At 65.6% G+C, this 22002-nt stretch carries 19 protein-coding genes, 1 pseudogene and 1 riboswitch; of the genes and pseudogenes, 9 read left to right on the top strand and 11 right to left on the bottom strand.

What is annotated here, in order from left to right; all coding sequences use genetic code 11:
- Positions 1-350 precede the first annotated feature (350 nt).
- The 3 genes from AC0IY1_RS06965 to AC0IY1_RS06955 all read left to right on the top strand — a co-directional run bounded on the left by AC0IY1_RS06965 (position 351) and on the right by AC0IY1_RS06955 (position 2455).
- Positions 351-827, top strand: a complete 477-nt coding sequence (locus AC0IY1_RS06965; RefSeq protein ID WP_471768650.1) for a BLUF domain-containing protein — start codon at positions 351-353, stop codon at positions 825-827.
- 250 nt (positions 828-1077) lie between these two features.
- Complete coding sequence (locus AC0IY1_RS06960; RefSeq protein WP_108039740.1) at positions 1078-1992, top strand: cobalamin-dependent protein; 915 nt, start codon at positions 1078-1080, stop codon at positions 1990-1992.
- Positions 1993-2032: 40 nt separating this feature from the next.
- Positions 2033-2455 (top strand): BLUF domain-containing protein, encoded by a 423-nt coding sequence (locus AC0IY1_RS06955; protein ID WP_108039742.1) that lies wholly within the window; start codon positions 2033-2035, stop codon positions 2453-2455.
- Positions 2456-2519: 64 nt separating this feature from the next.
- On the opposite strand, the pseudogene AC0IY1_RS06950 reads toward AC0IY1_RS06955, so the two are convergent.
- Positions 2520-2747, bottom strand: a pseudogene (locus tag AC0IY1_RS06950) (phosphoketolase family protein); the annotation flags it as partial.
- An 89-nt stretch (positions 2748-2836) separates the two neighbouring features.
- A complete protein-coding gene (locus AC0IY1_RS06945; RefSeq protein ID WP_471768648.1) occupies positions 2837-4273 on the bottom strand; it encodes an 8'-apo-carotenoid 13,14-cleaving dioxygenase in 1437 nt (478 codons plus the stop codon).
- Positions 4274-4316: 43 nt separating this feature from the next.
- On the opposite strand from AC0IY1_RS06945, the gene AC0IY1_RS06940 reads away from it, so the two are divergent.
- Positions 4317-4628 (top strand): hypothetical protein, encoded by a 312-nt coding sequence (locus AC0IY1_RS06940; RefSeq protein WP_471768647.1) that lies wholly within the window; start codon positions 4317-4319, stop codon positions 4626-4628.
- 395 nt (positions 4629-5023) lie between these two features.
- Here the strand turns inward: AC0IY1_RS06940 and AC0IY1_RS06935 are convergent, their stop codons facing one another.
- Entirely contained in the window at positions 5024-5506 is a 483-nt protein-coding gene (locus AC0IY1_RS06935; RefSeq protein ID WP_055957221.1) for an RrF2 family transcriptional regulator, read from the bottom strand.
- Positions 5507-5602: 96 nt separating this feature from the next.
- Between AC0IY1_RS06935 and hmpA the strand changes: the two genes are divergently transcribed.
- From hmpA to AC0IY1_RS06920, 3 genes are all read left to right on the top strand, one after another.
- Positions 5603-6844, top strand: a complete 1242-nt coding sequence (gene hmpA / locus AC0IY1_RS06930) for an NO-inducible flavohemoprotein (RefSeq protein ID WP_055957654.1) — start codon at positions 5603-5605, stop codon at positions 6842-6844.
- 89 nt (positions 6845-6933) lie between these two features.
- Positions 6934-7356 (top strand): helix-turn-helix domain-containing protein, encoded by a 423-nt coding sequence (locus AC0IY1_RS06925; RefSeq protein ID WP_156375833.1) that lies wholly within the window; start codon positions 6934-6936, stop codon positions 7354-7356.
- A gap of 250 nt (positions 7357-7606) precedes the next feature.
- Positions 7607-8533 (top strand): MBL fold metallo-hydrolase, encoded by a 927-nt coding sequence (locus AC0IY1_RS06920; RefSeq protein WP_055957219.1) that lies wholly within the window; start codon positions 7607-7609, stop codon positions 8531-8533.
- A gap of 233 nt (positions 8534-8766) precedes the next feature.
- On the opposite strand, the gene AC0IY1_RS06915 is transcribed toward AC0IY1_RS06920, so the two are convergent.
- Positions 8767-11139, bottom strand: a complete 2373-nt coding sequence (locus tag AC0IY1_RS06915; RefSeq protein ID WP_244477437.1) for an ATP-binding protein — start codon at positions 11137-11139, stop codon at positions 8767-8769.
- 267 nt (positions 11140-11406) lie between these two features.
- On the opposite strand from AC0IY1_RS06915, the gene AC0IY1_RS06910 reads away from it, so the two are divergent.
- Together AC0IY1_RS06910 and AC0IY1_RS06905 are read left to right on the top strand one after the other, a co-directional pair.
- Positions 11407-12165 (top strand): SDR family oxidoreductase, encoded by a 759-nt coding sequence (locus AC0IY1_RS06910; protein ID WP_471768681.1) that lies wholly within the window; start codon positions 11407-11409, stop codon positions 12163-12165.
- Positions 12166-12177: 12 nt separating this feature from the next.
- On the top strand, positions 12178-12618 hold the full coding sequence (locus tag AC0IY1_RS06905) for a hypothetical protein (protein WP_055957216.1): 441 nt from the start codon (positions 12178-12180) through the stop codon (positions 12616-12618).
- Between the two features lie 3 nt (positions 12619-12621).
- On the opposite strand, the gene AC0IY1_RS06900 is transcribed toward AC0IY1_RS06905, so the two are convergent.
- From AC0IY1_RS06900 to AC0IY1_RS06870, 7 genes are all read right to left on the bottom strand, one after another.
- A complete protein-coding gene (locus AC0IY1_RS06900; RefSeq protein ID WP_055957213.1) occupies positions 12622-13521 on the bottom strand; it encodes a sigma-70 family RNA polymerase sigma factor in 900 nt (299 codons plus the stop codon).
- Positions 13505-13903: a hypothetical protein gene (locus AC0IY1_RS06895; protein WP_055957211.1), complete on the bottom strand. Its 399-nt coding sequence runs from the start codon at positions 13901-13903 to the stop codon at positions 13505-13507. Before AC0IY1_RS06895 ends, AC0IY1_RS06900 begins: the two co-directional genes overlap by 17 nt.
- A gap of 365 nt (positions 13904-14268) precedes the next feature.
- Entirely contained in the window at positions 14269-15630 is a 1362-nt protein-coding gene (locus AC0IY1_RS06890; RefSeq protein WP_471768645.1) for an amidohydrolase, read from the bottom strand.
- Positions 15631-15734: 104 nt separating this feature from the next.
- On the bottom strand, positions 15735-16364 hold the full coding sequence (locus AC0IY1_RS06885) for a trimeric intracellular cation channel family protein (RefSeq protein ID WP_471768644.1): 630 nt from the start codon (positions 16362-16364) through the stop codon (positions 15735-15737).
- A 148-nt stretch (positions 16365-16512) separates the two neighbouring features.
- Positions 16513-18939, bottom strand: coding sequence for a penicillin-binding protein 1A (locus tag AC0IY1_RS06880; protein ID WP_471768643.1), 2427 nt, complete (start codon positions 18937-18939; stop codon positions 16513-16515).
- A gap of 173 nt (positions 18940-19112) precedes the next feature.
- A complete protein-coding gene (locus tag AC0IY1_RS06875; protein ID WP_471768642.1) occupies positions 19113-19847 on the bottom strand; it encodes a L,D-transpeptidase in 735 nt (244 codons plus the stop codon).
- Between the two features lie 319 nt (positions 19848-20166).
- Positions 20167-20256: riboswitch (glycine riboswitch) on the bottom strand.
- Positions 20257-20412: 156 nt separating this feature from the next.
- Positions 20413-21927 carry a hypothetical protein gene (locus AC0IY1_RS06870; protein WP_471768640.1) on the bottom strand — a complete coding sequence of 505 codons (1515 nt, stop codon included), beginning with the start codon at positions 21925-21927 and terminating at the stop codon, positions 20413-20415.
- Positions 21928-22002 lie beyond the last annotated feature (75 nt).

Below are 22002 nucleotides of genomic sequence, written 5' to 3'. Positions count from 1 at the left end.
CAATCAGCTGCGGCGCTAGCTAATTGCGTGCCGGGTTGAAACCATGGATACCCGAAGACAGCGCTCTTCAGTTCGAAGCCTGCCAGCTGGGCAGCAAGACTCGGTAACGGATGCTGTCACCTCGCTACGCGCTCGCGCCTCATGTTCGAGACAGTCCTTCAAGGGGTACGTGAAAGGCGGGATTGGCCGAGGCTGTTCGCGCTGACGGGCCCATCACGCGGGAGAACCCGCGATATCGGCGCAAAGACCTGGGCAACCAAGTCCAGTTTCAAATCCGGTGAGATGCGCTATCCTGCCGTCCTCATGCTGGGCAGAACGGCTCGTCCAGCATCCCTGGAGAGGGTCCATCCATGTTGGACGAATACGGCTTTCTCCGTGGCGCCGCGTTGGACGAAGGCGATCTGCCTGCTCTGTATCACTTCGTCTACTGCAGCCGTGCCGCCAACGGCGTCGATGACGCGGAGGTTGACCGTATCGTCGAGGCGGCCCAGCGGAACAATCTCGCTCGCGGCATCACCGGAGTTTTGGTCTTCGGCAGTGGCATTTTCTTTCAGTGGATCGAGGGGCCGGCGGCCCAGATGCAAGATCTTGTCGCGAGCCTCCATGGTGATACACGGCATTACGATATCGTAACGCTCAGCCAGAGTGAGGAAGAGCGGGAGCGGCTCTATCCGAACTGGGACATGGAGAAGGTCGAAGCCGAGGACATCCGCGTCGTCTTGCAGGATGCCCTCGAAAGCACCGACAACAAGGACAATATCGCGGCCCTGACGCGTATCCTGCAGCAACTCGACACGGGTCCACTCCATACGCTCGGGCACACCTAGTCGCGGCAGCGCTCGGCAACTTTCCAGCCATGTCCCTGCAGCGTCGATGTCCTGATCGATGAGCCTGCGCGGGGCGGATACAAGAATATCACCTCTGGATTGTCGGGCGGACCAAAGCACACGTCGAGCCGGGAACTTTTCGCGAGCGTCTTTACATTCCGTCGGCGCGGCGCTCTGATGGGTCCAAGAGGCGCACGGCCATCGACCGACAATCGCCCCGGCATAGGAAGAGCGTTCGGGGGAGCGGACCATGTCAAACCTCGCTTTGTCCACCCCGGCGTGGACTGATCCGTCGGCGCGACCCGCCGGCTGGGTCTCGGAGGTTCGGCTTGCCTATGCGCGCAAACGCACCGCCGAGGACAGCCGCCAGCGCGCCCTGGCTCTCAGTCGCATCGTCGAAACAGACATCATCCCGCGTTTGAAGCTGCTTCACCCGCAGCTTGCGCCCGCGGCGAGCGCTCCGCTCGCCAAACCTGACGCGCAACAGATCGAAGCCTTCACGCAGCTCCTCCTCGGTTCGGATCTCTCCGCCGCTTCGGACGCCGTCAGGGATCACCTAGCCAAAGGCCATTCGACCGAGAGCATGTTCCTCGAACTCCTCGCACCGGCCGCCTCCTTGCTCGGACGCCTATGGGACGAGGACCTCTGCGACTTCATCGAGGTGACCGTGGGCGTTGCCCGTCTCCAGCTGCTCCTCTCGCAATACCGATCCCAACCAAAGCTCTCTGCTCCCGACGAGGCCCGGGCGGCCCTCCTGATGGGGGCACCGGGCGAGCTGCATACGTTTGGCGTGGCCGTCGTGGAGCAGTTCCTGCAGGTCGCAGGATGGCAGGTCACGAGTGGCCTCGCGTCCAGCCCAGAACAGATCGCAAACCTCGTGAGGTCGACATCGTTCGATGTCGTCGGACTCACGCTGAGCTGCGAGACCCGCATCGAAGGGCTCACGGCCTCGATTCAGTCGATCCGCGACGTCTCCCGGAACCGTTCGGTCGGCATCATGGTGGGGGGGCCTGTCTTCCTCGACAATCCCGAACTCGTCGAGCGGGTCGGCGCGGATGCCTCCGCCGTCGACGCGCCGACGGCTGTTCTGCTGGCACAGCAGCTTCTCGAGATCGGCCTCGAAGAGAGGCGCCGGGCTGACACCAAAACCGCCTCCTGCGGGTGATCTCAAAGTCTCAAAGGCAACGCGATCGGAGGCTGACTAAATGAAGCTCGTGCAGCTCGTCTATGCGTCCCGTCCGTTCGGATTCGATCAATCCACCCTGGATGGCATCCTCACCCAATCGCGGCGCTGCAACACGCGGGACGGTCTGACCGGCGCTCTGGTTTGTCGTGGCGACATCTACCTCCAGCTTTTGGAGGGCAGCGCAGACGCTCTCGATGCGACCTATGCGCGGATCGTCCAGGACGATCGGCACCTGGAGATCACGCGTCTCGTCTATGCGGATGCGACCGAGCGACTGTTTCCCGCCTGGTCCATGCGGAGCGACCCTGCACGCACCTGGATGTGGTCCCAGGATGACGTAGCCAAGGGGGCGGCAACGCAGGCGTCACCCGAGTCCGTACTTGGAATTTTTCGACGGCTTGCGGCCGAGCCCGTCCAGCCACCTAAGCTCACCCTCGTATAATCTGCAATCGAAGGGCGCGCCTGAGGTGCGCATAGATGAAATTGAGGCCGGGCGTAGTGCCTCAATGGCTCAGTAGGTGCGGCTTAACTTGTACCAAGGATAGGCGCTCCCGCAGCAGCGGGTTGTCGAGCAGGTAAATCTGGCCGACCGAGAGGTAGTTTGCTGCCCGCTGGTAGGCATCGATGACCGCGAGACCTGTTGGTCCCAGCGGTTCGGGCACGAAGCCGGGGAGGAACGGCTTTTTTCCGTGATCCTGGATGTCGGCAGGCTTCGGGTCGCTCGCGACAGGCATTTCGGCTTCCCGGGCATCACGGGACAATCCTGCGCCCCATGCGATATTACATAGGAAAGCGGATCGAGTGCCGAAGCATCCAGAGACGGTCACTCGGCCCACGTTTTTGGAAACCAATTCCCATGAAAGCCTGGCGGGATCCGATGCCCCAGGTGCACCGCGGTGACGGGCGCTGCCTCGAATGCGTGCGCGTCGAGGATGACGAAGTCGGTCGTATCACTCACCGTGTCGACGACGAGCCCGACGAGCCAGCCCTCGTCTTCTTCAGCCTCGGGCCTCGCCGGCACGAACACGAACTCGCCCGCGACACTGTCGGGGCCGAACTCGTGAACGCGCCGCTCCCGTGTCTCCAGATCGTGCTTGTAGAGTTGCGTCGCGCCCACGAGCTGCGTGTTGCCGTCGGCGGGCACCGAGCCCGTATAGACGTATCGGTGGTGCTGCCCAAAGCGACGCTCGTCGATCCGGGGGAACTCCTGCGCCGCGGAATCGATCACCCGGCGGTCGACCCGCCCCGTCGTGGGGTCGGCTGTCCAGCGCTCCAGCCAGCCCGGTGCATCGAGGCCACCACCTGCCGAGGTGAACACCCTCTCGTAGGTGACGACGTCGAGGATCACCCGCCCGTCAGCGTCGTCGTAGGCATTGGCGACGTGGAAGACGAAGCACGGCTCGACCGCGCACCAGATGATGTCGGCGGCCGTACCATGCCGCGGGAGCAGGCCGACGCGGGCGCGGTGGGCCGGGTTCCAGCGGAACGGGAAGCGGTGTCCTGCCAGCACCGCGCGCATCGAGAAGGTGACGGGCAGGTCTAGCACGACGACGAAGCGGGTTGTGATCGCGCAATCGTGGATGCAAGGGCCGTGTTCGACTGGGATTGCTACGTCACGCACGACCTGGCCCAGGGGCGAGATGACGACGTGGCGCACGCTATCCCAGACGCGGCCGTCATAGGCGATGGCATGTGTTTCACCGGTCGCCGGATCGCGATGCGGGTGCCCCGTGAAGGAACCGGCGAGGGTGCCGTCGAACGTATCGTAGCGCTGCGTCTCCAAGTCCTCGGATAAAAAGACGGGAAAGCTGCCAGCTTCGACCACGGCAAAAGCGCGGCCGCCGATCGCGACGACATTGGTGTTGACGGTGTCGTCGCCGCGGCGCGGCCCCGGGGCAGCGGGCCGGCCGAGCGCTGCGGAAACTGCATGCGAGCCGATCCAACGGTTACGGTACCACAGGGCCTTTCCGTCCTCGATGCAGAGACCGTGCACCATGCCGTCGCCCAGGAACCAATCGTGGCCGCGCGTCGTCGGGCGGGCGGGGTTGGCGCCCATCTTGAGGTAGCGGCCCTCGAGCCCCACCGGGATCGTCCCGGTCACGGGCAAATCCCGCAGGGTCAACTCCTCGCGCATCGGCGCGTGGACACCGACTACAAAGGGGTGCTGCGTCCTCGGAAGGCGCAATCGATTGCAGGCCGCCACCAGCGCGACAAGGCCTTCGGCGGCGGCACGCAGGCTGGACTCCATCAAGTTCGGCATCGGGCGCTGGCTCGGGGTGGTCGGAGGAAAAGCAAGAGCCCGGGTGATGGAGGTGTTCCCGTTGCCGGGCAAGAACGACAGCTCTGTTCGCCTGGAACGACTGAGCAACCTTCTCGATGAGCATCTAACCACGTCTGGCCACGCGACGAGAGTGGATCGCTGCGTCTATGGCGCAGTCAGCCAAGCGCTCGGACGCCTCCAGCCGCCGGATGGATGGCTGCTTTTGGGTTTGCTATCGACCAACTTCTACGGCGTGGTTGGGTCGGGACCCGTCCGTCTGCTCTACGACCGGGTAGGGTGGATTTTTGTCTGTCCGCTTTCGGGAGGCAATTCGCTGAAGCGGACGTTTGATTGAATCTCGAAGCGCGACGGTTCAAGGCGTGAAGACGCTCGACAGACGTGTCTTCGGATCAGTCGACCGCTTCGATGTCTTCCAGCTGAACGATACATGCCCTTCCCGCGAGCCTATTAGTTTCAAAACCATGGGTACCCAAGTAAAACAGAAAAGCGCCAGCAGATCCGGCGATGGCCCGGACGCTTTCGGCCCAGGTAGCGCACTGTCTAGGTCCGACGAGAGACACAGGCTTTCACCGCTCAGTTGCGCCTCTGTAGGGTGCTAAATCATCTGTATGGTGCCGGGATGCATATTAAACCTCATTGCAATCCCACCAAGGACAAAGACGAACCGTGAAGCGTCCCTAGCACGAACGCCACTTTTGCTTTCAAAACATAAGACTCAGATCACGCCACTCATATCTTCGTAGGAGGGGAAAGATGTGGCGCCACCTCTTTCATTGGGGAAGGCAGACCAAGCAGGGCGGCAATCTCGATCCCGTCATTTCCACCCAGCAGATCGGCCAGGGTATAGCGGTCAAGAACCGCGAGAAACGCCGCCAAGGCTTCACCGAGCGCACGCCGAAGGCGACATGGAGCCGTGATCACGCAGGCCCCGCCGGCGAAACACTCGACTAGCGCAAGATCTTCCTCTGTCTGTCGCACAACGGTGCCTACGACGATTTCCGCGGGAAGCTTGGCGAGCTGTAGCCCACCACCTCGACCCCGGGTGGTGCGTATGAACCCTAGGCGTCCGAGTTGGTGCACCACCTTCGTGAGGTGGCTCTCTGAGATGCCGTAGGCCCGCGCGATCTCGGCAATCGAGCTTTGCCGTGGCTCATGCAAGCCGACGTAGATCAGAGTTCGGAGGGCGTAATCGGTGTAGCGCGTCAGGCGCATGGCAGCTCCTATGAGAGCCTAAGGTACATATTCGTTGCACCTTTACAATCTGCAGGCCATAAGGTTCATCGACAATGAATCTTATGGGAGATGCAGATGCCGACCCCTCTCGCACCAGCCACCATCGCCCTGATCAAGGCCACCGTACCCGCCCTGGAGGGGCACGGGCTCACCATCACCCAGCGCATGTACGAGCGGCTGTTCGTCGATGCCGAGATGCGCGCTCTCTTCAATCAGTCCCACCATGGCGAGACCGGATCGCAGCCCAAGGCGCTTGCGCAGGCGGTGCTCGCCTACGCCCGCAACATCGACAACCTCGGTGTCCTCGCGGGCGCCGTCGAGCGGATCGCCCAGAAACACGTCGCCCTGAACATCCTGCCCGAGCACTACCCCCATGTGGCGGAGGCCCTGCTCGGCGCGATCCAGGACGTGCTCGGCGACGCCGCTACGCCCGAGATCCGCGCCGCATGGGGGGAGGCATACTGGTTCCTTGCCGAACTGCTGATCGGACGCGAGGCCACGATCTATCGCGACCTCGCCACGAAGCCCGGCGGCTGGAACGGCTGGCGCGGGTTCGTCGTCGAGAGCGTCACCCAGGAGAGCGAGACAATCCGCTCCTTCGTGCTGGTCCCGTCCGACGGGAAGCCGGTCCTGCGTCATGAACCGGGACAGTATCTTGGCTTTCAGTTCGACCTCCCCGACCGGGGGGCGCTCAAGCGCAACTACTCCATCTCCTGCGCCCCGAACGACCGCGCCTATCGCATCACCGTGAAGCGGGAGGCCTCGCCGGGCGTGCCGGCCGGCGTCGTCTCGAACTGGTTGCATGACCATGCCGGACCGGGCACCTTGGTCAGGGTTGCCCCGCCGGCCGGGGAATTCTTCCTCGATCGAAGCACGAACGAACCTGTGGTTTTGGTCAGCGGCGGCGTCGGGCTGACTCCCATGATCAGCATGCTGGAGACGATCTCCGCCACTTCGCCGGAGCGTCCGACCTGGTTTGTCCACGGTGCCCTGAACGGACGGGTTCACGCCATGGGCGCACATGCGCGGGCCCTGACGAACGGCCACGAGAATCTGCATTCCCGGTTCTTTTATGCGCATCTGGAAGAGCAGGGTGCTAGCGACCGGCAGATTGCTGAGACGGGCCTGGTCACTGCGGAGTGGCTGGCGGCGAACACCCCGCGGGAGCAGGCGACCTACTACCTGTGCGGCCCCAAACCCTTCCTGGCCGCGCTTGTGAACGGGCTTGGCCGTCTAGGTATCCCAATCGAGCGGATCCGCTTCGAGTTCTTCGGGCCGGCCGATGAACTGGTCGAGGCGCCGAGACAAGCGGCCTGAGCACCGCCGCGCCACCCAAAATACGGGCTGTCCGCGACATCTTAAGGGACCTCGCCGAAATCCGGAGAGGTCCATTGGTTGAGAAGTCCATGAGCACCCAATCGGCTTCATCCCCGGTGCTCGACCGGTCCGCTTGGCTGGTCATCGCCCTTGCCGTCGCAATGGGCATCGGTCGTTTGGCCTTTACGCCGTTGATGCCTTTGATGATACGCGACGGTAGTCTGGACGCATGGGCCGAGCAGAAAGGTCTCAGCCGCCGGACCCTGACGCGAGAGTTTCGCCGAGAGACAGGCCTCAGCTTCGGGCAACGGCGCGCTCGGGCCAGGGTCGTGCGTGCCCTGGCGCTCGCCGCCGACGGCAAGAAACCACATCAGATCGCGGCGTCGGTCAGCTACCGCAGCATTCAGGCACTGCGAGGCAAGACGGAAGCCTTAGAGGCTGTTTCTTACCTCGCCACGTGGGCAAAACACTGTCGGGTGAGTCTTCGCGGTCGTCGAGCTTTCGCGTCATGATCGGAAAAATTCTAAGGCCAGGTTGAGTCGGGCCCCGTCCGTCCACGCATGACCGAGAGGGGTGGATAAGGAGACCGTGCTCTTGAGGGCTTTTCGACATGTGGATCATCCACGGGCGTGGGCCTCGATCCCTGACCGCACATGTCACATTCACACACCTGCTCTCGTCTCTGTGTGTAGGCGCGCGTTTCTAATCCTGGTGAGCCGGATGTCCGCGCGTCCCGATCAAGGGGCAATCATGAGCACTTCAATGACCGGCCAAACCGATACGAGAGATTCTTGCCGAGCGCGTCCAAGTTCGGAGGAATTGGTGCCGTCACGATACGCGGTGCGCATCGGCGAGATCGACGTGCTGGTCGTCAGCGACGGGGTATTGCCTCTTCCGACTGCCATGCTCGCTCACAATGCCGACCCGGCGGTTCGGGCGGCATGGTTGGACGACATGTTCTTGGCGCCGGACGCATTCGACTGGCCGCTGAATGCCGTCCTGGTTCGGAGTGGCGAGCAGACAATCCTCATCGATGCCGGGCTCGGGCTGGACCCGAACCTGGCTCTGCCGCGAGCCGGCCAGCTGGTCAAACGACTGGAAGCGGGCGGCATCGATCTGGCGTCCGTGACCGACGTGGTGCTGACGCACATGCACATGGACCATATCGGCGGGCTGCTCATCGACGGGGTGAAGGAACGGTTGCGGCCCGACCTGCGGATCCACGTGGCGGCCGCCGAGGTCGCGTTCTGGGAAGCACCCGATTTCTCCCGCACCTCCATGCCGACGGGCTTCCCGGATGCGCTGCGATCCACGGCTAAACGGTTCTCGGAGGCGTATCGCAGCCATCTGCGAACCTTCGAAGATGCGCATGAGGTCGCGCCGGGGGTGGTCGTCCATCGCACCGGGGGCCACACCCCCGGGCACAGCGTGGTCCGGCTGGCATCCGGCGGCGAGCGCCTCACGTTCGCCGGCGACGCCATCTTTCCCGTGGGTTTCGACCAGCCCGACTGGCACAACGGTTTCGAGCACGACCCCGAGGAGGCAGCTCGCGTTCGGATCCGTCTTCTCCGGGAATTGGCCGGGACCAGGGAACAGTTGGTGGCCACGCACCTGCCGTTCCCGTCCGTCGGCAGGGTCGCGGTCGATGGCGACGCCTTCCGCTGGGTGCCGGTGTTCTGGGATTACTGACCACGCGTCGGGCAAGAGCCAAGGCGGCGGCGTCGCTGGAGAAGGTCCCCCAGAATCGCCGACGGGAAAGCCGTCATCCCCGATCTAAGTTCGGGGATGACGTTTCCGCGATCCGCACCGAAGGGACTTCCCACACGTGATGCGGGAGGCGCCGCAGCGAACCGTTCGATGATGATCGTCGTGCCTGGAGTGACGGGACTACGACGATGCCGGTCGACCCGGTCCGCCATCGATCACGCGTCGAGCGGTTCCGATGCATGATCGAGCACGCTGCGGACCTTGTTCGCCAGTTGCTGCAGGGTGAAGGGTTTCGGCAGGAAATGCGTGCCGGGATCGAGCACGCCATTATGCACCACGGCATTGCGCGTGAACCCCGTCGTGTAGAGCACCTTGAGTTCCGGACGCCGCCGGATCGCCTCCTCGGCCAGTCGACGCCCGTTCATGTCGGGCATGACGATGTCGGTGAACAACAACGCGATGTCGGGCTGGGCGTCCAGAATACGCAATGCGGCGACACCGCTCTTGGCATGGCGCACGCTGTAGCCGAGTTCGCGCAATGTCTCGACGCTGAGAAGGCGCAGGGCCTCCTCGTCCTCGACCACGAGGACGATCTCGCGTCGGCATCCGAGGGGCAGGACAGCCGTGAGCCGAACATCCCGAGGCGATCCGGCAACTTCGCCCTCGCCATAGAAGCGCGGCAGATAGAGCTTCACGCTCGTGCCCTGCCCGGGCTCCGAATAGATCCGTGCGTGTCCCTTCGATTGCCGCACGAAACCGTAGACCTGCGACAGGCCTAACCCTGTTCCCTTCCCCACCGGCTTGGTGGTGAAGAACGGATCGAACACCTTGGCCAGGACCTCCGGCGACATGCCGGTTCCGGAGTCGGTCACGGCAACCAGGACGTACTGACCGGGTGAAATCTCCACGGTCCTGGCATAGGCCTCGTCGAGGTGGGCGTTGGCCGTCTCGATGGTCAGGCGACCGCTGCAGTTATCGGTCTCCGGCATGGCGTCCCGCGCGTTGACGGCCAGGTTGAGGATGGCGTTCTCCAATTGGCTCACGTCGGCATGGGTGCGCCACAGGCCGCCAGCGAGCACGGTCTCCAATTTGATATCGCCGCCGAGCGTTCGGCGCAGGATCTCGGACATCCCGGATACGAGCTTGTTGGCATCGATGGGCTCCGGCGCGAGCGGCTGTTGGCGCGAGAAAGCCAGCAGCCGTTGGGTCAGCGAGGCCGCGCGGTTCGCACCATCCGTGGCGACATCGATGAAGCGCTCGATGTCGCTCTCGCCGCGCGCCAGGCGTTTTCGGATCAGATTGAGGCTGCCGATCACGATGGCGAGCATGTTGTTGAAGTCGTGCGCAATGCCGCCGGTGAGCTGGCCGACGGCCTCCATCTTCTGCAACTGCCGCAGATGAGCCTCGGCCGTCTCGCGGCTCTGCATCTCGCCGATGAGCGCGCGGTTCGCATCGTCGAGTTCTTGCGTGCGCGCGGCGACACGGTCTTCCAGCGCCACGTTGAGGTCGCGTAAAGCCATCTCCGCGACCTCGCGCTCGCGTGTCCGCGCCTGCAACTGAAGCGCCGCCGTCGCAAGCGCCGCACCGATCAGGTTCACCTCCCTGATAGGGGTGGCGATGGCGCCGACCGGCTCCCCTCGGCCGATCGCCGCGGCGCCTTCGCCGAGGCGACGCATCGCACGCTCAACCCGTCGACCGACCCCCAATGCGATGCCCACGATGAGCGATCCAAGCACGAGACCTAACCCGACGAGGATCGTGATCGAACGCTGCAGCGGTGCCTCGGCGAGCTTCTTATCCACCACGACCGCCGCGGTCCAACCGGTCAGCTTGGACCGGCCATAGCCCACCAGGACATCCTCGCCGACCCTGTTGCGGCCATAATATCGTCCGGCATCATCGATCGCATGAGAGCGGAAGTCGGTTGAAGTCAGCTTGCCGACGAAGTCTTCTTGCCGCTCGGTCCGGACAGCGACGATCCCGTTTCGATCCACCAGGGACCCGATCCAACCGGACGGGAGATCCTCGCGGCGCGTCGTCGCCACGAGGTAACCGAGATCGAGGCTCGCGGCGAGGAGATAAGTCGGCGTTTCGCCGATACGGACAGGGGCGCTGACGATCTGAAAAACCGGCTTTTGGGTCACGGAGGTCACGAAGACGTTGCTGACCACTGCGACGCCGGTGCGCAGAACCTCCCTGTCGATCTCCGCAAGGGCCGGGGGCGCGGGTGCGGCGGTTCCGAACGGCGCCCGGGTCGTCAACGCAGCGGTCCCATCGATATGCCGAAGGTTGATGTTGATTCCCTGCAGGCGACTGATCTCCTGCATCTGGGCGTAGAAGGCCGGAAGGTCGTGGGTCGCCAGGCTCGGCGAGGTCGCGAGCGCCTGGAGCGTCGTGAGGACGCCATGGATCTCGCGGTCGAACGCCACGGACAAGCCGTGGGCTCTGGTCTGCACGTCCTGTTCGACCCGCGTGCGTTCGGACGCGGCGAAGCGCCAGAGCAGGACTCCGACGAACAGCAGGGTCGGGATCAGCAGGCCGACGAAGAGGGTCAGGAACTGCCATCTGAGCGGACGGGGCGGCGTCAACCGTTCGTTCCTCGCCCAGGGGGCACATGGGATATGTCTCTTGTCAGCCTCTCGATGTCGGGCGCCATGATCGTCGTTCCTCGCGATGCTCCCTGCATGACGAGGAAGCAGGTGCGCACGTGACATGACCGGAGGTTTTGTATGACCGCCGGAGCGGCTGGCTCGCGACCGGACAAATTTCGCAGAGCCAATGTCACAACGGGTGGGACCGCTTTCGTCTTGGTTTCGAACGTCCCCACCGGGACCGGACACAGGACGGAGCATCACATGAAAATCGTCGTCATCGGCGGTACGGGGCTGATCGGCTCGCAGGTCGTCACCACCCTGAAGGCCGCCGGCCACGAGGTCCTCGCGGCCTCGCCGAACACCGGCGTCAACGCCGTGACGGGCGAGGGGCTCGCGGAAGCATTGAAGGGCGCCAGCGTCGTGGTCGACGTCGCCAACTCGCCATCGTTCGCCGACGACGCGGCCATGGACTTCTTCGTCCGCGCCGGACGGAACCTCGCCGCGGCCGAGAAGGATGCCGGCGTCTCCCACCACGTCGCGCTCTCGGTGGTCGGCACCGAGCTCCTGCTCGACAGCGGCTATTTCCGCGCCAAGCTCGCTCAGGAGGAGTTGATCGCCTCGGCGGGCGTGCCGTGGACCCTAGTCCGCGCCACGCAGTTCTTCGAGTTCGTCGCCGCGATCGCGGGAGCCGCAATCGTCGACGGCGTCGCGCGCGTGACGTCCGCGTCGATCCAGCCGATCGCGTCGGCCGACGTTGCGGCGAAAGTCGCGGAGGCCGCGCTGGCGCCACCGCGAAACGGCATGGTCGAGATCGCCGGCCCGGAGCGCCTGCCGATGGTCGATCTGGTGAAGCGTCACTTCGACGGCCTTGGCGAAACGCGTGAGGTTGTCACCGACGACACCGCACCGTATTTCGGGGTGGTCCTCGAAGGCCCCTGGCTGACGCCCACCGGTGACGCGTGGCTCTCGCAGCGGCGCTACGACGACTGGCTGGCGGCACAGCCAAAGCGCTTGGCCTGAGGCCTCCCGCCGATGGATGCTACCTACATCCCGGCGCTGTCGGCGCTGGCCGGGTCGGCCATCGGCGCGATGGCCTCCTTCGCGACCACTTGGCTGACGCAACACAGCCAGGAGCGTGCGACGCTCCTGGTGCAGGACCGAGCGCGACGGGAAGCGCTCTACGGCGAGTTCATCCGGGAGGCGTCGACCTTGTTCGGCGACGCTTTCCGGCACGACCTCGACGACCCGGCCAAGCTGGTGAACCTCTATGCCATCGTGAACAAGATCCGGCTCTTCGGAGAGCCGGAGACGCTGGAGGAGGCCGAGCGCGTCATGCGGCTCATCGGTGAGACCTACTTCGCCCCGAACAAGGATCTCGCCTCCTTCGCGGACATTCGGCACGCCAGCCACCTCGACCCGCTCTGCGCGTTCTCGACGGTCTGTCGCAGGGAGCTGGCGATAGCCCGCCGGTGAGGCTCAGTGAGGCGTCGGCGTTTCCACCGCCCCTCCGAACGACCTTGCCATTCGCTGGAGCTTGTCCGGGTTACGGGTGAAGTAGATGCCGACGATCAATCCGCCCTGGATATCCAGGGCGACGGTCTGGAGCATCCCGCCCGGCTCCAGGCTGAAGTAGCCCGGTAGGCCATCGATCCAAAGGTCCTGCAGCTTCTGGGCATGCTGGATCCACGATTTGCGCGCGATCCCCTCGAACATGCGCGTGACCTTGTCGATGCCGATGATCGGCCTCGGGAAGGCGAGCACCTTTCCGCCTCCGTCGGAGTGCACAACGACGGAATCGGCGAGCATGCTGCGCAGCGCCGCGACGTCGCCGGTCGCCGACGCCTCGAAGAAGGCCTTGGCGATGCGCGCCCCCTCCTCCCGCTCGACGGGGAAGCGCGGGCGGGCGGACTGCACGTGTTTCCTAGCCCTCGCGGCGAGCTGACGGACTGCCGGTGGTTCACGCTGGAGCGTGGTCGCGATCTCGGCGAGTGGGACCGCGAAGACGTCGTGCAGGAGGAACGCGGCCCGCTCCAGCGGCGAAAGCCTCTCCAGGGCGAGCATCAGCGTGAGCGTGAGGTCATCGCCGGGGGCTTCGTCCGGGACCAGGGCGACGGGCTCGGGTAGCCATGTGCCAAAATAGGTCTCACGCCGTACCCGAGCGGACTTCATCACGTCCAGGCAGAGCCGCGTCACCGTCCGCGATAGGAAGGCACCGGCTGAGGCGACCTCGGCATGGTCGACGTGCCGCCAGCGCAGCCAAGCGTCCTGTACGACGTCCTCGGCTTCGCCCAGGGACCCGAGCATGCGGTAGGCGAGCCGGACGAGCCGCGCCCGCTCCTGCTCGAAGACGCGGGTCGGATCATCGATGGTCGGCATGGCGGAACGACCAGACGCTGAGGGCGACAGCAATAAGCGCAGGAAGTGTCACAGCGGGGAAGTCTCGGGGTAGAACCTCCGGCCCGCAGATGCCCACCGCAACCTCCCAGAAGTGGAAAAGCGCGTGGCCCGAGAGCCAGATCGCACCCATGCTCCAGAGCAGCGAACGCGGTCCCGGTCGGGCCGCGCCGTACGCGAACCCCGACCCGATCAGCACGAAGATCAGGCCGATATCGCGCAGGAAGTGCTGATTGAAGGGCCCGGTCGTCGTCACGCCCGGCACGGTGAAATACCATGCCTCGGGCGCGACGAGCATGAAGACGCCGTTCCCGGCCAGTCCTGCGCCGAGGATGCCGGCGAGTACCGGAATGGCTTTGGTCATCGAGCGATCTCCACGTGATTGGTTCACGCGAGTGACGATGCGCTGTCGTCCGATGTGACATGGGATGCGAGTTTCCGCAGGGCTCCCTTCGGAACGTCGGTCTTGCACGGCTCATCTCACTGAACACGAGCTGCCTGACCCGATGGCCGAGCGTCGCTACTAGCACTCGATCAAGCCATGACACGGAACCCTAGGACACTGTGACGATATCCATCGATGAACGACCGCTTTCGAGATGCCCACGTGTGGGCTTCAACGGCATCGTCGGGTCGAAACCAGTCTGGCCGCTTTCAGCCTCGCCTACCAAAATTCGGACATCGCTTCCTGGTCGAGAGGGTAGGCCTATCTGCCGGAAGACCCGTCCATCATCGTGCCCCTGACGCTGGAGATGTCGCAACCAACCATTGACCAGCGGCCGCCAGCATCGTCTCCACACCGATGCGCAGGGTCGGTTTCAGAACCGGGGCGTATTCAGGCGAGTGGTTCGCGGGCAGCGCGTTCAGGGTCCCGGCCTGCTCCGCTTCCGCGTAGCGCTTCGGGTCGGTCCCGCCGACGAACCAGAACACCGACGGTACGTCCCAGGCGCGGGCGAAGACGGTGAAGTCCTCGCTGGCGTTCGCGCTGCTGGCGGGCTGCACCCGGGCCGCCCCTAGTCGCTGCTTCAGGCCCTCGGCCACCTTGGCCGTCGCGTCCTCGTCGTTCACCGTCAGGGGGAACTGCCCTAGCATGGTGAGGAGGGGCGGCTTCGGGGCGCCGGAGATGGAGGCCTCGCCGTCGACGACCCGCTTGATCGACGCGAGCACCTTGTCCCGCACCGCATCGTCGTAGGTCCGGACGTTCAGCTGAAGCTGCGCCTCGTCCGGGATGATGTTGGCGCTCGACCCAGCCTGCATTGACCCGACCGTGACCACGGCGCTGTCGCTCATCGAGACTTCGCGCGAGACGATGGTCTGGAGCCGCATCACCGTGGCGGCGGCCATCACCACCGGATCGATGGTCGTTTCCGGGCCGGAGCCGTGCCCGCCGCGTCCGTAGAGCGTCACCTTAAGACTGTCGCTCCGCGAGAGCACGGGGCCACTGGCGAGCCGCACCTGCCCTGCAGGGAAGGGCAGCACGTGCTGCCCTAGAGTGACGACCGGCTTCGGGAAGCGCTTCACCATGCCGTCGTCGACCATGGCCTTGGCCCCCTCGCCGATCTCCTCGCCAGGTTGGAACACGGCCATCACGGTCCCGTGCCACTTGTCCTTGTTGGCGGCCAGGATCTGGGTCGCGCCCATCAGCCAGGTCACGTGCAGGTCGTGCCCGCAGGAATGCGCGATGGCCGTCTCGCGGCCGGATGCCGGATCGGTCCCCCTCTTCGTGCTGGCATAGGGAAGGCCGGTGTTTTCCTTCATCGGCAGGCCGTCCATGTCGGCGCGCAGCAGCACGGTCGGACCGTCGCCGTTGCGGAGGAGACCGACCACGCCCGTGCCGCCGACGCCCTCGGTGACCTCGAAGCCCTGATCCTTGAGCCATTTCGCGGCGATGCCGGCCGTGCGCTTCTCCTGCATCGAGAGCTCGGGGTTGGCGTGGAGATCCTCGTAGATGCCCTTCAGCTTCGTGAGCTGCTCCTCCGTCGGGCCGGGCAACGCCTTCGGGTTTGCCTGCGCGTACGCGGCCCCGGAAAGGGTCGAGAGGGAAACGAGCGCCGCCAGAGCCAGCCCGCAGGGATGATTTCGGAGTACCATCTTGGTTCTTCCTTCAGGTCGATCCGAGCGAAGCGGTCGTTCGACGATGCGTGAGTTGCGAGGGGCGCCTTGGATTGAGCGGAACGTGGCAAGACCGAGCCTGTTCAGTTGTAGGGGACGCCAGACCGCGGGCGATATCGTGGGAGCGTCCAATCGAAGCGAAGCGATGCAGCCCGCAGGAGCAAGGCAACGATAAAGCCGATGCCAAGCGCGAGTTCGCGGGGCGCGCCGAGGAACGTCATAGATACGAAGGTGGCAGCCCCCACCCCGGCGGCCGAGGCATAGATCTCCCGACTGAGGATCTTCGGGCTGTCGCCTCCGAGAAGGTCACGCAACAAGCCGCCGAAGGTCGCAGTCACCACCCCCATAACGATGGCCACCGAGGCGCTCGCACCGGCCTCCTGTGCCTTCTCGGCACCTGCCACCGCGAACAGCGCCAAGCCCAGGGCGTCGAGCCGTACCAGGTAGCGGTAGCGGGATTGCGGGATGTGCGCGACGAAGAACACGGCAAGGGAGACGACAAGGCACGCCAGCAGGTAGGACGGGCGCTGCGTCCAGAACACCGGCAATCCGAGAAGCAGGTCCCGGAGCGTTCCGCCCCCGACGCCAGTCACGGTACCCAGGACGGCGAAGCCGACGAAGTCCATCTCCTTGCGCGACGCCACAAGGGCGCCGGCGACCGTGAAGACGATGACGCCCAGCCAATCAAGGGTCGCCGTTGCAGTCTCGAACATCGCTTTCCGTCCCGGGTACGAGGCGCAGGTACATCGTGATCCATTCGCATCGAGCGCCCACCTGCGAGGGCTCGCTTCGGTGCGGTCCGGGACGGTTCAACGTACTCCTGAACGGTCAGGTTCGAGGAACGCGGTCCCATCCTCGGCCTCAGTACAATCCGGCGGCGAGCTCCGCGGCGTAGGGGTTCGCCGGCTGGGTTTCCGCGTCCTCCGGCAGGGACGGCAACGGTGTTGGATCGCCGTCGGGCGCGGCCGTGCCGGGCTTGAAGGCCTCCAGGATGGTTACCCCACCCTCGCCCGCGCGCGTGCCGGTGGCGAGGTCGACCCGGATCAGCTTGATGCCCGGCGGTACGCGAAAGGGCGTCGCCGGCTTGCCGGCCAGGGCAGCCTTGAGGAAGTCGCGTGCGACCGGTGCCGCAAGGCTACCGCCGGTGACGCGGCCGCCGAGCGAGCGCGGCCTGTCGAAGCCGAGATAGACGCCCACCGCCAGGTCCGGCGAGAAGCCCACGAACCAAGCGTCCTTGGCGTCGTTCGTCGTTCCTGTCTTGCCCGCAAGCGGCCTTCCGAGCTGTTTCAGGACCGTCGCCGTGCCGCGCTGCACGTTCCCTTCAAGGATCGAGACCATCTGGTAGGCGGTCAGCGGATCGAGCACCTGCTCGGAATCGTCCACCAGCTTGGGCTCATCCTGGCCGGACCACTTCTCGGCATCGCAGCCGAGGCACGTACGGTTGTCGTGGCGGTAGATGGTCTCGCCGACGCGGTCCTGGATGCGGTCGATCAGAGTCGGACGGATGCGCCGGCCGCCGTTGGCGAGCATCGAGAAGGCGGTGACCATGCGCATGACCGTGGTCTCGCCGGCCCCCAAGGACATCGGCAGGACGGGGAGCATGTCGTCGTAGACGCCAAAGCGGCGGGCATACTCTGCGATGAGCGGCATGCCGACCTCCTTGGCAAGGCGCACCGTCATCAGGTTCTTCGAATGCTCGATGCCGTAGCGCAGCGTGTGCGGCCCGCTCGATTGCCGGTTGTAGTTCGCAGGCGACCATGCCGCGTGTCCGGGGCCGGCCTCGATGGTGATGGGCGCATCCTCCACGATGGAGGACGGGGTGTAGCCGTTGTCGAGGGCCGCCGAGTAGACGATCGGCTTGAACGCGGAACCGGGCTGGCGCATCGCCTGGGTGGCGCGGTTGAACTGGCTCTCATCAAAGGAGAAGCCGCCAACCATGGCGCGGACGCGGCCCGTATGGGGGTCCATCGCCACGATGGCGCCGGAGACCTCGGGCACCTGCCGCAGGCGGTACGCCTTGCCAGCCCCGTCCATGCGCTCGACATAGACGACGTCGCCAGGATTCAGGACGGAGGCGATGCCTTTCCCGGTCCAGCGCACCCCCTCAGGACCGATGATGCCGGTCTCGCGGTCCTCCGAGAACAGACCGGACGCCTCGCGGTGCGGCCGCAAGCCTATCCGCGCCCGTCCGCCGCCCGTGGAGAGCACCACGGCGTGCCGCCAGGGCCGCACGTCGTCGAGCGCCGGCACCGCGGCGACGGCTTGGCCCCAGTCGCGCCCGTCGAGAGAGACGCGGGCCTGTGCCCCGCGCCAGCCACGGGCCTGATCGTAGCGAACGAAACCGTCCAGCAGCGCCTTGCGGGCCCAGGCCTGCATCTTTGGGTCGAGGGTGGCGCGCACCGAGAGGCCGCCCTCGTAGAGCTTCTTCTCGCCGTAGCGCTCGGCGATCTCGCGCCGGACCTCCTCGGTGAAGTAGTTGGCGTTGGCGGCGTTGGCGAAGGCGACGCGCGGGTTCACGCCGAGCGGCATCTTGCAGGCCGCCTCGGCCTCCTCCTTGGTGATGTACCCGTTCTGGGCCATCAGGCCGATGATCTCGTTGCGCCGGTCTAGAGCCTTCTGGCTCTTACGGTAGGGATGGTAGTTGTTCGGACCCTTCGGCAGGGCGGCGAGGTAGGCAGCCTCGTTGATCGTCAGTTCGTGGACCGACTTGCCGAAGTAGTCGAGTGCGGCGGCTGCGACCCCATGCAGGTTGCGGCCGGGCACGATGGTGCCGAGGAAGATCTCGTTGAGGTAGAGTTCGAGGATCTTGTCCTTCGAATAGGCAGCCTCGATCCGGAAGGCGATTAGCGCCTCCTTGGCCTTGCGCTCGAAGGTCTGCTCCGGGGAGAGGAGGAAGTTCTTGGCCACCTGCTGGGTGATGGTCGAGGCGCCCTGCTTCTTGCCGCTCTTGAAGTTCGTCAGCGCGGCGCGGGCCAGTCCCTCGGGATCGACGCCGCCGTGCTTGTAGAAGTTCTTGTCCTCGGCCGAGAGGAAGGCCGCGATGACGATCTTCGGCATTGCCTGGATCGGCAGGTAGAGGCGGCGCTCCGTGGCGTATTCCGCCAGCAACGAACCATCCGCCGCGTGGACGCGGCTCATCACCGGCGGCTCGTAGTTGGCGAGCGCGGCATGGTCCGGCAGGTCCTGGCTGAACTTCCAGTAGAAGAACGCGGCCGCGGCGGCCGCGATCACGAGGACCATCGCGCCGACGCTGAACAGGAAGCCGAAGAAACGAAGGATGAAGCGCATCCGGACTCGATCCATGAATGATGAACCACGGGGATCAACGGCCGGGCCGCGAACGGAATGGGCCTGCCACGGTTGCGCGGGCCCGTCGGCCACACGCGCCATGCCTGTCCTGGAAGCCGGTCACCGCGGGCCATTCCCCGCATTGCGGCCGCAGTCTCGGCTGGCCTGGCCTTTCACCTGAAGAGCAGGACCTGGTTGTCTGACCGCGGGTGCTCGTCCCACTCGCTCTGGACCATCACCTCGGGCATCGAGGTTTTCACGACGACGGTCGTCCCCAGCGGGACCCGTCCGTAGAGGTCGTAGATGTCCTCGTTCAGGAGGCGGATGCAGCCGGAGGAGTCCGTGCCGCCCACCGTCCAGGGCTCGTTGGTACCGTGGATGCGGTAGAGCGTGTCCTTGTCGCCCTGGTAGAGGTAGAGGGCGCGGCACCCCAGCGGGTTCTCGACGCCGGGCTCGACGTAGCGCGGGATGTCGGGGCGCCGCTTCAGCATGTCCGCCGTCGGACGCCAGCCCGGCCACTTCGCCTTGCGCTTGATCACGGCGGTGCCCGACCAGGTGAAGCCGGCACGGCCCACCCCGATGCCGTAGCGGAGTGCGGTCCGCCCCTCGCGCACGAGGTAGAGGAAGCGGGCGTGCGTATCGATGACGAGGGTCCCCGCACGCTCCGGGCCGTCGTAGTCCACCAGTTGCTTCCGGAACTCCGGGGGCACAAGCGCGAGGTCGACCCGGGGAACGTTGAAGGGCTCGTCGGGGATCTCGCCGATGAACCAGGCGTCGCGGTTCGACGCCGGATCGACCGGCGTAGGAGCCTTCGACGGTTCGGGCTCGGTGTCCCAGAAGAAGGCCTGCGCGCGGCCGGGAACGAGGATGGCGGCGGCCATGAGAAGGCTTCGACGTGTGGCCAGCATCGGATGACTTCCAGTGGGGGGTTTCGGGTGACGTCCTGATCGGCGCAGGACCACGGGCGCCGCGCGGTCGATGCCGGCATGCGTCGTCGATGCGGCCCGGGGGTGGGCCGGCCGGTCGCGAGGGAGTTAGGCGGCAGGCCCGGAGGCTTGCGGCGTGTCAGGCTATGAGAACGTCATCGCGCAGGCCTCCGAGGTTGCGTCGCACGTGTCATGCGATGCTAGCCCCCTCTGTCATCGGCCTGAGAGTATCGGCGCGGCCTCGGAAGAGGTCGCGACTTACACCATCGGCGGGAGCTGACGCTCCGCTTTCCAGAGTGTTGAACGACGGGCGGTCCGGGTGCCTGAGAGTTTCCGGGGCGGTTGCTCCTTCGGCGGCCGGTTCGCACCGGCTCTCTCCCGCTCGTCGCTGACTTGTCACTCCATCTAATGGCGACCGCACTGATAAGCTAGAAAATTCGCTAGCTTACGATCTAATGTGTGCGTTGAGGCACGCCGTTCGTCATTGTGACGCCTGGGATCGGCCTCGAAGCCCCCCGGGCGTTTCTGCTCCTGCGCAACATCGCACTCAGCGGCAGGCGTCGTTCGCGGCATCGGGCAAGGCCAGGAACGTGATGCTCTTCGGTGCAAGCGTAAGGTCTCCCGCGGCGATGGCTTCGCCGTCCAGGGCAGGAAACGCATCATCCGTTCCGAGCGCGAGGTCCTTCCCGTTCAACTGAACATGGGCGTCGTCGCCGGCCGACGCCGTCAAGGTGTAGCGGCCTGCACCGGTCGGCAGGTTGAGGGATGTCGTCCCCGACCGGCTGTTGTTGATGGCGAGCAGGGCGACCCCGCCGGGCTTACCCCGGAGGCAGTGCGCGTAAAGGTGCAGGCCCTCGCGGACGGGGATGCCGCTATCGAGTACGGTCGTGCCCATGAGGCGGCGCCACAGCAAGGCGCCCCAATAGGTCGGCTTCGGCACGAGGGTCTTGTCGTTCAGAAGCCCGTAGTCGCTCGCCACCAGGGTGTTGTGCGCCACGACCTTGACGTCCTGCCGGGCGAGGCGGCCGAGCTGGTCGAGGTACCGGAACGTATCGAGGAAGGTGCCGGCCCAGGGGTTTCCGCCGCAGGCGCTGTCGCCGACCTCGGTGAGCCAGAACGGCTTGCCGGGTTCGAACGCGTCCCGGAGCCTCGCGTAGAAGGCCAGGGTCTGGTTCGTCCGTCGGAGCCAGTCCTCCGAGAGCGCCGCGTCCGGCGTGGTCTGCGTTCGCTCGCCCATTGTGGCGCAGCGCCGCGAGACGGCCCCGTAGTGGTGGTAGGAGAACGCGTCGACGGAGGCGGGCTTCGACGCCGCGAGGAGATCGTGCGTCTTGAGGACCGGCATGTCGCCGTAGGCCACGCCCCAGTCCCCCGTTGTCTCGCCGACGGAGCCCGGTCCGATGACGAGCATGCCGGGGGCCGACCGCCGGGCGAATTCGGAGAACGCCTTGAAGTCCCGTCCGTAGGCGGTGGCGTCGTACCCGGCCGGCGCCCCGCCCATCGCGGCGAGCGTCGGCTCGTTCATGTACTCGGCGGCGGCGATGCGGCCGCCGAACGCGGCGGTGAGGTCGACGAGGCGTTTAGCCTGGCCGGCGGTCCAGGCGCCCTCCGCGTCCCGGGTCCCGACGCCGTTCGCGAACGACGTGACGATCCCGGCGTCGACGGCCTTGGCGAAGTCTACGACGCCCTTCCACTGCCCGTGGGTGAGCACGCCGCCATAACCCGGCGGAGGGGCCTCGGGGATTGCGTCCGTATTGGGGAGGTACGTCGTGTTGGCCCATGTGCCGCTGACCCGGACGTAGGCCGGTGCCAGCGCGGCGGCGAGCGTGCGCAGGCGCCGGTTACCTAAGTCGATGGGCGGCCGGTACTCGTAGACGTCGGGATTCATGCCGGCCGGGGTGTCGCCCTCGGCCTCGCCGCCCGCGGAGACGGGCTTCCCCTTCGGCTGTCGCAGAGCCGCCGCAAGGCCGGGACCGTACGGGCGCCAAAACTTGCCTCCGGTGACCTCCAGCATCTCGACATTGTATGACTGGTAGCGCTCGTCCACTGACCCGGTCTGCGGCATCGTCCCGACCGGGACGGAGACGGCTTGGGCGCATGCCTCAGATGCGGACAGGACCGCTGCGACCGACGCCAGCGC

This window comes from Methylobacterium sp. AC690 (genome assembly GCF_979256535.1).
The sequence above is the reverse complement of the archived record's forward strand: the minus strand, read 5'-3'. Positions and strand labels throughout refer to the sequence as shown.